Source organism: Vibrio sp. CAU 1672, from assembly GCF_029223195.1.
Lineage (GTDB): Bacteria > Pseudomonadota > Gammaproteobacteria > Enterobacterales > Vibrionaceae > Vibrio.
Map to the genome: position 1 here is coordinate 274,921 of NZ_JARHUF010000002.1, position 15,301 is coordinate 290,221.

At 45.8% G+C, this 15,301-nt stretch carries 11 protein-coding genes; 9 read left to right on the forward strand and 2 right to left on the reverse strand.

Features of this window, described 5'->3' with window-relative positions; translation table 11 throughout:
- Nucleotides 1–10: 10 nt before the first annotated feature.
- From P2G85_RS03530 to P2G85_RS03560, 7 genes are all read left to right on the forward strand, one after another.
- Nucleotides 11–3,382, forward strand: a complete 3,372-nt coding sequence (locus P2G85_RS03530) for a cellobiose phosphorylase (protein WP_275862735.1) — start codon at nucleotides 11–13, stop codon at nucleotides 3,380–3,382.
- 120 nt (nucleotides 3,383–3,502) lie between these two features.
- Nucleotides 3,503–4,492 carry a LacI family DNA-binding transcriptional regulator gene (locus P2G85_RS03535; RefSeq protein WP_275862736.1) on the forward strand — a complete coding sequence of 330 codons (990 nt, stop codon included), beginning with the start codon at nucleotides 3,503–3,505 and terminating at the stop codon, nucleotides 4,490–4,492.
- Nucleotides 4,493–4,499: 7 nt separating this feature from the next.
- Nucleotides 4,500–5,747 carry an extracellular solute-binding protein gene (locus tag P2G85_RS03540; RefSeq protein ID WP_275862737.1) on the forward strand — a complete coding sequence of 416 codons (1,248 nt, stop codon included), beginning with the start codon at nucleotides 4,500–4,502 and terminating at the stop codon, nucleotides 5,745–5,747.
- 23 nt (nucleotides 5,748–5,770) lie between these two features.
- Nucleotides 5,771–6,646: a sugar ABC transporter permease gene (locus P2G85_RS03545; protein ID WP_275862738.1), complete on the forward strand. Its 876-nt coding sequence runs from the start codon at nucleotides 5,771–5,773 to the stop codon at nucleotides 6,644–6,646.
- 2 nt (nucleotides 6,647–6,648) lie between these two features.
- On the forward strand, nucleotides 6,649–7,470 hold the full coding sequence (locus tag P2G85_RS03550) for a carbohydrate ABC transporter permease (RefSeq protein WP_275862739.1): 822 nt from the start codon (nucleotides 6,649–6,651) through the stop codon (nucleotides 7,468–7,470).
- Nucleotides 7,470–7,955 carry a hypothetical protein gene (locus P2G85_RS03555; protein WP_275862740.1) on the forward strand — a complete coding sequence of 162 codons (486 nt, stop codon included), beginning with the start codon at nucleotides 7,470–7,472 and terminating at the stop codon, nucleotides 7,953–7,955. Before P2G85_RS03550 ends, P2G85_RS03555 begins: the two co-directional genes overlap by 1 nt.
- A 10-nt stretch (nucleotides 7,956–7,965) precedes the next feature.
- Nucleotides 7,966–10,122, forward strand: a complete 2,157-nt coding sequence (locus P2G85_RS03560; protein WP_275862741.1) for a glycoside hydrolase family 3 N-terminal domain-containing protein — start codon at nucleotides 7,966–7,968, stop codon at nucleotides 10,120–10,122.
- A gap of 558 nt (nucleotides 10,123–10,680) precedes the next feature.
- Here the strand turns inward: P2G85_RS03560 and P2G85_RS03565 are convergent.
- Nucleotides 10,681–11,004, reverse strand: a complete 324-nt coding sequence (locus tag P2G85_RS03565; protein WP_275862742.1) for a hypothetical protein — start codon at nucleotides 11,002–11,004, stop codon at nucleotides 10,681–10,683.
- Nucleotides 11,005–11,266: 262 nt separating this feature from the next.
- The gene (locus P2G85_RS03570) at nucleotides 11,267–12,490 is read right to left on the reverse strand and encodes a putative glycoside hydrolase (protein WP_275862743.1); all 1,224 of its coding nucleotides are present in this window, start codon (nucleotides 12,488–12,490) and stop codon (nucleotides 11,267–11,269) included.
- Nucleotides 12,491–12,957: 467 nt separating this feature from the next.
- Here P2G85_RS03570 and P2G85_RS03575 point away from each other — a divergent pair, with 467 nt between their 5' ends.
- Nucleotides 12,958–14,304: a glucoamylase family protein gene (locus tag P2G85_RS03575; RefSeq protein ID WP_275862744.1), complete on the forward strand. Its 1,347-nt coding sequence runs from the start codon at nucleotides 12,958–12,960 to the stop codon at nucleotides 14,302–14,304.
- A 16-nt stretch (nucleotides 14,305–14,320) separates the two neighbouring features.
- A complete protein-coding gene (locus P2G85_RS03580) occupies nucleotides 14,321–15,271 on the forward strand; it encodes a hypothetical protein (RefSeq protein WP_275862745.1) in 951 nt (316 codons plus the stop codon).
- Nucleotides 15,272–15,301: the final 30 nt, after the last annotated feature.

Genomic DNA, 15,301 nt, shown 5'->3' on the forward strand with positions numbered 1-15,301 from the left:
AATAAACTCAATGCATCACATTAGTTCACAGCCCAAGATGCACGTTGGTGACAATACCTTAAACATGACCTTCAGCCCTGAGGGTGTTTTAGGTGCGATTCGTAGTGGCAGTCTTATGGTATCTCTATTTGATACGCCGACTTCAGAAATGTCGATATCCAATGTATTTCTTCGTATTAAGGATGGCAGCGAATTAAAAGTAACACCGCTGCTTTTTTTTAATAACCTTATTGAAACGTTTAAGCATGGTGATGAGGCTTTACAGTGGGTGACAAAGACTGAACAGCTAGAAGCAACCGTTACGGTTCGTGCCGGCTCTAATGCTTTTTTTTATGACGTTGAGGTAAAAAATACGTCAACTGATTTAGTCTCATTTGACTTGATTTATGGACAAGATATTGGCCTGGCAGATGAAGGTGCAGTCAAAACGAATGAGCTTTATTGTTCGCAGTATATCGACCATCAAGTTATGCAAAATGAAGCCGGTTATGTTGTTTGTAGCCGCCAGAATTTACCACAGGCAGATGGTAACCCCCGAATTCAATTGGGTGCGCTGTCGCCGGTATGTGGTTTTAGTACTGATGGTTTTCAGTTCTTTGGTAAAGAGTACAAGCTGACCGGGGAGCCGGTTGCTCTTCAAGCTGCGACATTGGCCAACAAGAAATATCAATATGAAATGGGTTACGTGGCGCTCCAAACCGAAGAATGCTGTTTAGAGGCTGGCACGACCAGTTCCACCACGTTTTATGGTGTGGTGACGCCACACTGCCCAGGTTCGAATGATGCAGAGCCTATTTCTCTCGATGTAATAGCTGCACTGCACAGTGAGTTTCCTGGCCTGCAGGTTAAGGAACGAACTCAACTTACATCTCGTTATACTCCCAAAGCAGCCTATCTCATGGGAGACAAACTGACGAATGAGGAGCTGTCTCATTTCTTTGCAGGAGAGTACTCGTTTGTTGAATCAAAAGATGGTGAGTTACTGTCATTTTTCTATGGCAATAGTCAGTATGTAACGCTTCCTGAGAAAGAAAAGTATCTTGAGCGCACAACGGGTCATGTTATTGCGTCTGGCAACAATCAAGATTACACACAGCCGATCATGAGTTCGACTCACTACATCAATGGTGTATTCAACTCACAGTTAACCTTAGGCAATACTTCGTTCAACAAACTGCTGGGTGTATGCCGTAATCCATTAAATCAGTACACCAATGCGGGTCAGCGTATCTGGATTAAATGTGGTCTAGACTATCAACCATTGGGTATGCCATCAGCGTATGAAACGGGTCATAACTACTCACGTTGGCTGTATAAAATTCTGGGGGGACACCTTGAAATTTTGTCGTTCTCAGGTGCTGATGTGCCAGCCGTGCAGTTAGAGATCATCAAGCATGGTATTGAACAGCCAGTTGAGATCGCCGTATCGCATCAGTTGATATTTGGTAACAACGAGCAAGACAGTCACATTTGCGTCGATGATGTTGATGGCCGTTATGAAATTACTGGTAAAAATGAGCTGATAGATCAGTTTGTGCCGGAACTCAGCTTTGGTATTTCGGTTTCGGGAACTGCGATGAATGCTGAGTGCATCACCAGTGCCGAAACGGACTCTGTCGAGTACCTGGTGCTTAAAGGGACGGTCGATACTCACGCGACAATCACTATTGGTGGCAGAATTGCAGCTGTTGATACCACTGGGGTATCAATGGACTTTGACTCTGAAAAGGTGGAATACCAGCAAGGTGTTCAGCAGCTTACCAAAGGTTTTAATGTCCAGTTCAGTGATGACGCTAACAACAGTGAGCGAATCAATACTTGTTTGCAGTGGTTTACTCACAATGCCTTAGTTCACTACAGCACGCCACATGGTTTAGAACAATATTCTGGCGCGGCGTGGGGTACTCGTGATGTATCACAAGGGCCGTTCGAGTTATTTATGTCGATGCAGGAATATGCCAAAGCTAAGGCGGTTCTGGAAGAAATCTACAGCCACCAGTACCAAGAGACGGGCACCTGGCCACAATGGTTCATGTTTGATCACTATGCGACGATTCAGCAAGAAGAGTCTCACGGTGATATTGTGGTTTGGCCGTTGAAAGCGCTGGCTGATTACCTCAACTGCACAGGTGATAGCAGTATTTTAGATATCAAACTGCCTTACACTTTGGCTGAACAAGGTTTTGTTAAAAGTGAACAAACCTACTCACTGATGCATCACGTTAAGCGCCAGGTACAGCATATTATCGACAATTTGGTTCCGGGAACCTCACTGTCTTGTTATGGCGATGGTGACTGGGATGACACTTTACAGCCGGCGAATCAATCGCTGAGAGAAAATATGGTCAGTGGCTGGACGATTCCGCTGACGCTTCAGGCGATGAAGGGAATGATCGGCGCGCTTGAATCTACGCCGCATGCGGAATACAGCAAGGTGCTGTCTGAGCTTTCAGAAAACATGGAGCGAGACTACCACCATTACTTGATTAAAGATGGCGTGATTGCCGGCTTCATTCATTTTGATCGCGATGCCAATGGTGACGTTCAGCAAATTGAGCACTTACTGCATCCTTCAGATGATAAGACCGGTATCCACTATCGACTTCTTCCGGCCAGCCGTTCAATCATCTCTGAGGTATTTGATCCCCAAATGGCCAATTCACACCTTGGGTTAATTAAACAACATTTGGTTCATCCAGATGGCGTGCGGTTGATGGATAAGATGGCGGAGTACAAAGCAGGCAAGCAGACTTATTTCAAGCGTGCTGAGCTGGCGGCAAACTTGGGACGTGAAGTCGGTCTTCAGTACTGCCATGCTCATATTCGCTTCATTGAAGCGCTATGTAAGATGGGGGATGCTGAAGCGGTGTTTGATAACCTGTATAAGATCATTCCGGTTGGTATCCAAGACAGCGTAGCAAATGCTGAGCTGCGTCAATCCAATGCGTATTTTTCAAGTTCGGATGCCAAGTTTGACGATCGCCCGACAGCTTACGACAACTTTGAGCAGGTTAAATCGGGTCAGGTGCCTGTTAAGGGCGGCTGGAGAATTTATTCAAGTGGCCCTGGCATTTACGTTAACCAACTGATTGCTAATGTGTTTGGTATTCGTTTCGCAAACCATGATCTGACTTTCGATCCGGTGATTTCGAAACGGGTTGGCGAGGTTCGCCTGCAATTTGAGCTGGCCGGTAAATGCGTCAAGATCGTCATCAACGCCATAGACGGTGTGCATACACCGAAGTCCATGACTCTTAATGGTCAGCCAGTTCCATTTGAACTGACAGACAACCGCTATCGAAGTGGTGGGGCGCGTATCTCCCGTCAATGGCTCGAAACGCACTTGATCGATGAAGAGAACACTATCTACGTAACTCTATAGCCGAAATGGGCTGGCTCAATTGGCTGAGCCAGTCTTCTCGTAGCGCTGGCTGATTATGAGTTTCAGTGTATTGCGATAGCGGATGTGTATGCATTACACACCGAGGAAGGAAACGCTTAGATGAAAGTGACCATTAAAGATGTAGCTAAAAAGGCAAATGTTTCTATTGCGACCGTCTCGTACGCGATCAACGGTTGTAATCGAGTTAGTGAAAAGAAACGACAGCATATCCTTAAGGTAGCCGATGAACTTAATTATGTGGCTAACACCAACGCCAAGCAGTTGAAGCAGAAAAAGAGTAAATCGATTGGACTGTTTTTTAACTATTGGTTTGGCCCGGTTTACAGTGAACTGGTAAAAGGCATTGAAAAAGTATGCCACCAACAAGGTTACGATTTAGTTGCATGCAGTATGTATGGCAATGAAAATTCGACCGCACATAAGTACATTCGGGATCGGGTGGTGGACGGTGCCATTGTGCTCACCAAATCATTTGATAATGAATTTTTGATGTCGGTGGCTGGTGAGAACTTCCCTATGGTTGTGCTCGATCGAGAACTCTCAGCTCCCCATATTTACAATATATTGATTGATAATTTTGGCGGTGCATTCAGCGCGACTAAAGAACTGGTGTTGAAAGGGTGTAAAGACATTTATTTTTTCACCGGTCCAGAAGACTCCTATGACAGCCAGAAGAGATTTGATGGCTATATTTCTGCGTTAGGTTACTTCAGCATTCCGGTAAAAAAGCATTATCTGATTCGAAGCGATTTTACCGAGAAAACTGCTTATGCACAGATGGGTAAATTGTTCGAGCAAGGAAAACGGCCCGATGCGGTGTTTGCGGCCAACGATGAAATGGCAATTGGTATTATTCGTGCGGCAAAGCGGTACGGAGTCGAAATTCCATCGCAAATGAAATTGGTCGGCTTTGACGATATACACATGGCAGAGTTAATGATTCCAAGCTTGTCCACGGTAACCCATGAAAAAGAGGGGATGGGGGAGGTTGCAGCGTCTACGCTGGTGAGCGCTCTCAATGCACAAGCCGATGGTTTGAAACCATTAACGATTTTGCCGACAAAATTAATGTTACGTGAAACTCTGTAGGAAAGTTATGAAAAAGTGGTTGATTGGATGTGTGCTTGCGCTCAGTTCTCAAATAACAATCGCAGCAAGTACCAAAATTGAAGTAATGACTCCCGGTGGGAACTACTTAGATTTTGTCCGCTCGGAACTGGTGCCCGAGTTTAAAAAACGATATCCAGATGTAGAAGTGGTAGTGTCCAATGATGAGAATCTGGAAACACGCATGGCGGCCGGGGATGTGCCAAATTTGTATGCCGGTGTATTCGGTTATCAACCGGCTAAGTATGCTCAAATGGGAAAACTGGCCTATTTAGAACAGTTCGAAGGTTATGACCAGTTGGTTGAAAAGATTGATCCGGTATTTATGACCAAGAACTATGGCCGGACTTATTATATTCCGTGGAATGCGACTACAACCTTGATGATTTATAACAAGGAGTTGTTCCGTGAGGCGGGCTTAGATCCTGATGCGCCGCCTCGTACATGGGATGAGTTTTTGTATGCGGCAGAAAAAATCAGTCAGCTGCCAGCACGAGAGAACGGGAACCCTGTATATGGCACCGTTTTTTGGAATGAAGCTCTGTCTTGGGGAAGCTGGTACTGGAGTATGCTCTCTCAGATGTATTTCAACTTCAATGGCGGGGAGTTTGCTCTTCTGAATCGGTTTGGCACTAATCCGGTGTTTGACAAAGAAGAAGCCAATTTGGCGCTATTTTTTGAAACAATGGCAAAAGCACAACAGTTTGCACCGCTAACAATGGAAAAAAACTTTTTCTCGCGGACGATTGGCATGTGGCCACAGTTCGGTTTCGGCTGGAAAGCCAATTTAGCTGAAGCTGCTGGTAAACCGATGGTAGTTGGTGAAGATGTTGGCCTGGCACCGATACCCACCTTGAAGGAAGGAGATGCCTCATATTCCACATTAGATGGCAGGGCTCTGATGATCTTCAAAAATACCTTAGAGAAAGAGCAACTCTCTTGGGCCTTTGTGCAGATGATGATGGAAGAGGAGCTGAACCACAAAGCGAATATAGCTTTAGGCCAATTACCAACACTTACTGCACTTAAAGATCGCCCTTACTACAACACACCGGAAGCAAAACCTTTTGTCGAACAGTTACCTAACGCCAAAATGAATGAGCCGTTTGCACTCTCATCAGATATCGCCAGCATCATACTCGAGCAATATTCAAAGGCGGTGGTTAAGAGAGATGTGACCCCACAACAAGCGGTGGAAAATGCCACCAAACAAGCACAAAAAGTGATTCATAAATAATTCGATTGGTCGGAAATGAAACTATGAAAAAAAATAACCTCATAACAGGCTATCTGTTTCTCGCACCGTGGATAGTCTATTTCGCTGTATTTCTCATTTATCCGTTCTTTCTCTCGTTCGAAAGTAGCTTTTTAAATGTGAACATTTTAATGCCGGAAAACACCAAGTTTATTGGCCTTGCTAACTGGATAACAGTGGTGACGGACTTTCTTTTCTGGAAATCGCTGTTTAACGTGGTGTTTAACCAAGTGATCTTTGTTTCACTCAGTTTTGTTATTGGCCTTGGTTTGGCGCTCTTACTTAATGAAATCAAATTTTTATCGAGTATTTTCCGAACCATCATGTTTATTCCGGTGGTGACGTCTATCACTGTTGCTATGATCATTTTTGATTTTATCTCGGGACCGACTGGCCCGATTCAAGACACCATGGTTAACGCTAATGTATTGTCGGAGCCGGTATTCTGGAAATTTGAAGAGTGGCTGCCGATGCCTGTCATTGCTGTATTTAGTGCCTGGAAGTGGTTTGGTGTGCAGATGATCATTTTCTTGGGGGGGATTGCCAGCATCGATAAGTCGCTGTTTGAGGCTGCTGATATCGATGGTGCATCTTGGTGGCGTAAAACGAAAAAAATTACATTGCCGATGATTATGCCGCAGATAATTTTTGTCATGACGATGAATATTATCAACGGATTGCAGATGTTTATTGAAGTCTTTATGAATTTCGACCTCAGTGGTGGTCCGTATCAGTCAGCGTTGACCCCAGTTTTATATCTGTATCAAACCGGCTTTGAGCAAATGAGGATGGGGGAAGCGTCCACCATTGGTTTGATGTTGGCTTGTGTCATTTACCTTCTCACTATGATGCAATTGAAAATCACCAGTAAGGAAGATTAATAATGAACGCTGATAAAAAAAGAAACTTACTTATCTACGGAACTCTAGCGATTGCGGCGATCGTAGTGCTTTATCCATTTTTCTATATGGTGATTAACTCGTTTAAAACCGGACCGGAGATCATGCACAGCCCGAATAGCCTGCCGACGCAATGGTCCCTGTCGGGTTATATCAAGGTTTTTGACTCAGTGAATCTGGGGCGAGTATTTTTTAATACCATTTTCATCTCGGTAACGGTGACAGTGCTTAATACTCTGTTTTCATCCATGGTGGCGTACTCGATTGTGAAAACCCAGTTACCCGGGCGTGAGTTCTGGCTCAGGGTGATTCTTGGCTCAATGATGATCCCGGCTGTACTGTTCACCATCCCGACTTACATGATGATGTATGAGTGGAACTGGATAAACACTTATCGTGTGTTGATTATTCCGGGGGCAATCAGTGCCTATAACATATTCTTGATGGTTCAGTTTATGAAGCAAATTGATAATGCCTACTTGGAGGCCGCGCGTATTGATGGGGCAAGTGAGCTGCGTATTTTCTTCAAGATTATTCTTCCTATGATGCGCCCGGCACTGGCGACAGTGGGTATATTGACCTTTATGGGGGCGTGGAACGATTTTATGGGACCACTACTCTACGTAAGGGATGACTCACTCATGACGCTTCAGTTAGCCTTGTATAACTTCAAAACTGAAGTCCCGGGTACGAACTTAGAGCAGCTATGGGCGATGACCACAATGATCGCTGTCCCTGTTGTTGTCGTTTTCTTCTGTTTACAGAAGAACTTCATCAAAGCGTTTACCGGCGTAGGAGTTAAGTAATGAATGTATCAACTCGAGTTAAGTTTTTGGCGATCATGTCGGTTTTGCTCATTGCTTATGGATCTGCGTGGCTCAAGGCGTATTCACTTTCAGAAAAGTACTTTAACTATGCCGAACAGCAGTACAGCAAAGGCAACTTCATTACGGCGTTAAAAGGTATGAACAAACTGGAGCTGAGAATTGAAGATGAATACTTGGGTGGGTATCAGCAAGTCATCGACACTTGGCAAACTGCAATCCTCGGTCCCAAGCCTGATGCTTACTATCAAGCACTAGAGAAGCCCAGGTCGATTATTGAGCAACTAGACCAAGGGGAACTATTAGAGTTTATTGGCATTTATGTACAGCTGGATGCTCGCTATGTACCGAACGCAGCAGACCAACTGAGGTATTTGGCAAAGCAATCGGGCGATCAGGCGCTTTATGATGAAATGACCGAGTTCCTGACAGAGGCGTTCCCCCGTTTTCAGCAAACACAGTTATAGGCAGTAAGTGATGGAGTTATATAAAAATTCTAGTGCCAGTTATCAAGAGAGAGCACGCGATCTTCTTTCACGCATGACGTTGCAAGAGAAAGTCGGCCAGCTGTGTCAGTCGCCAATGTTGGACTATCAGCAGAATAGACATGATTATCTCGACAAAGTAGCGCAGGGAGTGTGGGGATCCCGTATCTTAGCGGACACGGCCTGGGCCGGAAATGCCCCTGGTGAATCTGTCGATCCACGGCAGCTGAATGAGATTCAACGAGCGGCAGTAGAAGGTAGCCGGTTGGGAATACCGATGATATTTGCTCGTGATGTGATATACGGGCAAAAAACCGTATTGCCTATTCCGCTGGCGCAATCTTGTTCATGGAACCCAGAACTGGTGATGGAAGCCTATGAGGGTATTGCAGCAGAAGCGGCATCACTCGGTATCAATTGGACCTTTGCCCCTATGCTAGACATCGTACGCGATCCCCGCTGGGGGCGCGTTATTGAAAGCTCAGGTGAAGACCCGTTTCTGACCAGTCAGTTTGCTCGCGCCGTGGTTAAAGGATTTCAGGGAGAGGACCCGTCCCAACCAAACCGGCTGGTTGCTTGTGCTAAACACTTTGTTGGGTATGGTGCTTCAGAAGGTGGCCGTGATTATGATACGACAGAGCTGAGTCCTAATACTCTGCACAATGTCCACCTGCCACCCTTTTCGGCGGCTGTAAAAGCCGGTGTCTCTACCGTGATGGCAGGTTTTAACGACTTGGGCGGTACTCCGGTAACGGGTTCTGAAGCGTTAATAAGGGGCTGGTTAAAGGGGGAGCAGAAGTTTGATGGCATGGTGATAAGTGATTGGGGGTCGATTTCTGATTTGGCCTATTTTCGGGTGGCCAGAGATGAGTATCATGCTGCAGTAAAGGCCTTAGGTGCGGGCGTTGATATGGCCATGACCAACGAGGCTTATGAAGGCATTTTAGATCAAGCTATTGCGGAGCAATCAGCCAGAATGGAATGGTTAGATGACGCGGTTTATCGGGTCATATTAACCAAGTTTAGAGCCGGGCTGTTTGAGAATCCCTATGTGGATGCGGAAGCACACCATGAGGTTCTAGGTAAAGCGAGCCACAAGCAGAAAGCACTAGCGTTAGCGCATGAGAGCATGGTGCTGTTGAAAAATGATGGCGGTATTTTGCCTTTGCCGCGCAGTGGTTGCCGTATTGCGGTTATTGGCCCGCATGCACATTCTCAGCGCCAGCATCTGGGATCCTGGTGCTTAGACGGCAAGGCAAGCGATGTCGTGTCTATTGCCGCAGGCCTTCGTTTGGCTGCTCCGGATAATGAGATACTGGTTGACTCCGATGCGTTCACAGATGATATGGTCGAGTGTGCACATCGGGCCGATATCGTGGTGTTATGTGTTGGGGAAAGCCACCGGCGTACAGGCGAAGCGAGGAACATTGCCGAACTGGAGTTACCTCCTGGCCAGGAAGCAATGATAGAAGCGATCGGTAAAACCGGAAAGCCTTTAGTGATTGTTCAATGTACAGGTCGCCCTGTTCCGTCGCCTAAGACGGAACAGTATGCGAAGGCACTTGTTTATGCGTGGCAGAGCGGGACCGAAGCGGGGATGGCGGTTGGTAACTTGCTATTTGGTCATGTTAACCCGAGTGGCAAGCTAACCATGACGGTGCCAAGGAGCTCAGGCCAGATCCCAATGTATTATGCGCGTAAGCCATTAGGAAAAATGAGAGCCTATCAAGAATATTCGCCATATAAAAATGAAGCCGATACCCCGCTGTATCCTTTTGGTTTTGGTTTGAGTTACTCCCAATTTGACTACCGCAACCTGTGTTGCCTGACGCCAATGGTGCAAGAGGGGGAAAACATCATTGTCGAAATCGACATTGAAAACCTGTCTGATAGGGGCGGGCAAGAGGTGGTGCAGTGCTATATTTCTCGTCGAACATCGTCGACAACCCGCCCTGAAAGGGAGCTCAAAGCATTCGCCAAATGCTTCCTTCTTGGGCATGAAACTCAAACTGTGCGTATGGTGATCGCAGCGCAAGACTTGACGTTTTACGGTGATCGGGGCTGTTATCAGTACGAGCCAGGTGAGCTGACCATTTATGTGGGAGCAGACTCTACGGCTGCGGAGGCCGTTACAGTGACCTTGAGTTAGGGGAGCCGAATCTTTATTCGGCCGATGAGTGAGAGCGGTAAACATCACTCGTTGAGTCACACTGCTGTCTTGCGTACATTCTGTGCTGGATAGCAGTGTGACTGAATTGCTTGGCCCTGTTTTTTCGGCAAAGCTCATTGTTTTGAATACTACCAACTTGATAATTGCTTTTAGTACGTGAATACAGCCAACAGTGAAAAGCTTATCAACCTTCCACTCTCTCGCCGAACCATAACCCTAAATTGTAGTACTCAACAACGGACTTGGTTATAGCCCTGACTGTGTGAATAGTCGCCCACCACACTGGTGTTTGGCTTGGCGTTAAATTCAATCTTTTTGTTCTTCTTTTTTCTTATTTCAAGCCTAACCGATATAAATGCAGGCACAGGTCTGCGTCCCGTTAAGCAGAAACTTGTTTTTATGAACTCGCGGAGCTTATTCTAAGTTGCACGAAATCTGTTGGAGTATGCCCTCGTAGGTCAAGAGACTGGCACCGAGAGGGTGCGTATATATCTTTTGGGTCTCGCCAGGGTTTTCTGGCTCGGAAACCCGAGGTTATCAGGCAATATACCGGGACCAAAATGGTTGGTATGAAGCCGCGCCAGCACCGTGCTCACGGTTGCTGCCGACGAGGTTAAAATAGATCAACAGTTCTAGCGTCATCAATAGGTTATTGATAGCCAGAATGTTTTGTTGGCCAATAAGCCGGTTATGAAGCGTTTTATCCGCAACATTCATCGATAGACCACGCGGGCAACATAGTCGATATTGATTTTTGAGGCGGAAGAATGTCAGAGCCGTAGCGGCCAGAGGCAAGGGTAAGTTGTCGGAGGGCGCTTGTTCTGGTGATATGCAGCCGAAACCTTTCCAATTTGCTGACACGAGAAAGGATAAATCCTTACCAACACTTGAGAACCAGTCTGTATACACCTCTTAGATGTGCGTACAGATATTCCATGTTTACACAAGTCGATGTGGAGGCAGAGCAGAGAGCGGTAGTTTTCGCGAGTTAAAGGGGTAAGCGGAGTAAGTGTAGTTTGAATGAGCGCTTACTTAATCTGGTATGAAAGCGGTAGTTTTTAATAAAACACATAAACTACCGCTTTCTTTCAGGTAACGCTCATTGGTAATAAAGTTTCTATACCTATGGGTTCATTACCAGCTTCACGCCGGCGATGGTGTACTTCATTCCTGCTAACGTGTCACCTTCTGAAATCCACTCTGGCAGCAGCGATAGAGGTTTGTTGATATTTCTCAGCACATTGATATCGATGCTTCCATCGCTTTTGGTGAACAGAGTTTTAAGTGGAATCCGTACCTGCTGCCAGGAGTTTTCGGCAAAACCAGCAGGAAGGAAGTAGGGTTGAGAATTACCGTAGGTAGACTCCATCTGTACCTGCAGCTTTTTGGTTGGGTGGCTGCCGTAGCTTTCTACATTCAGCATAAATTCTAGTACACCTGTTGCCACATACGCTGCTACGTCTCTTGGATTGCCATCGTTAGGCTGGAGAATGATGCCGCCATTAGCGCCGGCTTGAGGGGCTGGGTAGGAGATGGAAAAACTATCGTGTCCCCAATCCAGTTGCAAATCGGAGCCATCAGTCATCCAGGTGGTAATTGCATTGGCCCAGCCCAGGGATGGGTTACCGATGATGAAGATATTGGAGTTTTCTGAATCAGCATCTGGCTTGAGGAAGGTACTGTTGTTGGTACATTCCAGCACTGAACTGTCTCCTTCAATGGAGTTGGTGACGACTCGAATATTGCCAACATCTACATCTAAGTTTCCTTCTGAATGTAAAACAAATGGCGTTACTGTCTGAGTGAAGTCCATGTCGAAGCATGATAGAGGGATCTTTAATGTTTGTGTGGCTGAACCTGCCAGAGCAAGAGCGGCGCTGCTTAAAGCCACTTCAGTTGAGTCAATGCCCGCAGTTTGTTGAGCTGAGACATAGATAGGCTGGCTTAGTGTTGGTTTTTCTACAGAACGGAAGTCAAACTGTAACGTTGAATTTTCCTTGCTAACACCAAGGTCTACCGCGTTGCCATCAGCGGATTTTGCCTGCAGGCGGCCTTTAGCTGAACCGGAAACCTTAAAGTTGACAGGAGGGTTGTTGTCATCGTTCAACCCTGTTGTCGCAACATTATCCTGTAATGCATTACCATTGGCGTCGATCTGTGCTTCGATATCAGCCTGGTCAACGATGCTCAGTGCGTAGCTACCGTCACTTTGCGGACTATAAATTTCTTTCAGAGTTGGTGGTTGACTGGACTCCGGCGGGCTATACGGATCGTCCAGTTCCAGACAGCCATTCAGTAAGCTAACTGAGATAGCGGCAGTTAACAGGGTCTTGGTGTGTTTTTCCATGTGTTTCATCTCTTTCGGTTTAAGAACGATTTAAGTTCCTAGTTCCATCTATATTTTAGTTTAAACGTTTCAATTGAAATGCTGCGGTATCTGTTATTTTAAAGCAAGAAAAGCTGTTTTTTGAGTCAGAGTTTTGTGATCAAGAACATCAATTTGGCCGCATTAAGTGATAATTTTAATGTGTTTTGCATTATGTAAAATTCGTTCGGTATTGATGTGGCAAATAAGTGCAGGGTGGTTTATGTATATGTAATTGGTGGATAATAATCAAATAATCTTTGTTAGTTGTTGAAAAATAGAAGGTTATTGTTGATGTGTGGTGTTTTTTGAATTAATTGAGTAAAAAATAGATTTAACTCGATCACATAATGAGTGATCTGTTGATTGACGAAGCGGGCCAAATCTGGTTTTTTTGTAGAAACGTTTAATCAAGTTGGTTCGCAATTTATCACAAGGACAAATAAACGATGAAGATAACATTCACCCACCTGTCTGGGGGAATTATGCTCTCGCTTGCGTGCGGAGGGGCTGCCACGGCGGCGGTTACCATTGATTCATTGATGTTAAGGGAACACCTTTACGCGGCTGACTTTCGTGCTGAGCTGCAAAACAACTTGGACTTTTTTATCGATGGGGTTGGTGTTGACCCGCAAGCCAATGTGCCATACGACACCATTTTGGTGAAAGGTGGTGAAATTGAGCCCCAGTTTTACGTCAATACCACGGAAATTGGTTTGTATCTCAACATTCTGGTGGAGGCCGATAAAGGTGGCACACCAGGTGCGGTAGATCGCATTGCTGAAGTACTCGATACGTTGGAAAAAGCCCCTAGCTGGAATGGGTTGTTCTATTGGCCATACGACATCATAGGCAGCGAACTAAAACCGGGCGCGGACGGTATAGTTCCAGCGGTAGACAATGCTAACCTGGCATTTGCCCTGGCTGGCGTAGCGGGCGCGTTTCTGGATAGTGACGATGCGTTGAAAATAAATATTTTCCAGCGTATCGAAGCCTTGTTGGAAGCGCAGAAACCAGGTTGGGTGAAGTTATACAGCCCACAACGGGGACTATTGAGGGCCGGCTGGTCAACCCAACACGACGCGCCGCTGAACTATTATATCGATCGCAAGGCCAATGAAAGCCGCTTAGCACCAATGTGGGCTGCTCTGATCACCTCTGGCATGGGAAAAGATGCGGTACCTGCAAGTGCATTTAATACAATGGAGCTATACACTAAACAGTATACCTATCAAGGGCGCACCTATAATCCCATGTTAACTTGGGATGGTGCCTATTTTCAGGCAATGCTCCCCGCAATCTGGCTCAACGAGCGAGAGTTGATGCCGGATTACAGCATGATTGAAGATCTGACCTTTATTCATATGGCGTATGCTGCTCAGCATAACATTCCTCTGGTTTCTTCTGCCGCGACGATCAATGATGGCTATGCTGCGTTTGGTGTGCCTTATGTGTCTGAAAGTAAAGTTATGTTTAACAATACCATTGAAGATGACAAAACAGGTACCCCACATGCAGTGGCACTCTCATACCTGGTCAATCCTGAGATCGCCATTCAGGTATTGAAGTCGATCAAGACCCACTACCCGAAAATTGAGTCACCCTACGGCTGGTATGATGCGCTGGACTCCCAGGGCCGTATGTCGAATAAGATTATTTCATTGGATCAAGGTATGTATGTGAGTGCATTTCTCGCGGCTGAGATCAATCAAGATGTGAAGCGTTATTTGGATGCCAAGGGTTATACACCAGCTGTTGAAGCGATGTATCAGAGTTATGTGCCGAATGATAGATAAGAGCAGACAAGACAAAATGCAAAGGCAGTTATTAGGACTGGTTGTTGGGTTGACTGCTTGCAGTGCAGCAATGGCGCAAGGTGGGATCTGGGATGAAATCGAGTTACCTGAGTATGGTCAGCCTGAGAAAGGGGTAAGTGGTGTTGAAAATACCGGGGGTTTTGGTCAGCTCATGCTGGCGGTTCCCTCTTCCACACCGACTAAAAAAACACGCGCCATGACCGGATTTGAATATGAAGAATACGTTTATTACAACGCTCCGAGTCAGCTTTTCCATACTTATATTTTTGCCGATGGCAATACCAAGCTGACGGAACGTTGGCGATTAGCTTATGTGCTTAAAGAGATCCACCGCTACAGAGGCAAAAATCATACCTCGGAAGGTCAGCCGATTCTGAGTGTCGAGCTGATGCCCCGCTATGAACAGTGGGTCTCTGAAGACTTCAGTTATGCGTTGGAAGTGGGCTATGAGAAAACAACCGGGCTGGAGGAGAAAACCCGCTATCAGATCACCCCGGAAGTTAATTTTACTTTTGGCTCGCATTTTATTCACCTTAATACGCAAATAGGGTATTGGCAGGAACAACACGCCAGTTTTTATGAAACTGAGCCGCTGTATGTTTACCGGCTTAACGACTGGATAGGTTTTGGGGCCAAAGGCTTATACCACAAAGATAACAACGACTTTGCCTGGAAAGAAAGGGCGATTAAGCCTTTGATTCAGTTCCGGTTTGATAATGAAGTTTACCTGGAGCTGCGATACGAACGTGGTACTACCGAAATTTATGATGGGTCAGGTTATCGCTACAACAACTATGCGCTCTATTCAGAAATCCCATTGAATGACACCTTCAGCTTATTGGCAGATATGGCATATCGTGATCATAAACAACAAAATGGCACCCCGTATTCATGGGGGAACAAGAAAGGGTTGTTTGCGAAATTTGGGGTGATTTGGACTTTCTAATTTGATTTGGACTATTTAAATAGGAATTAA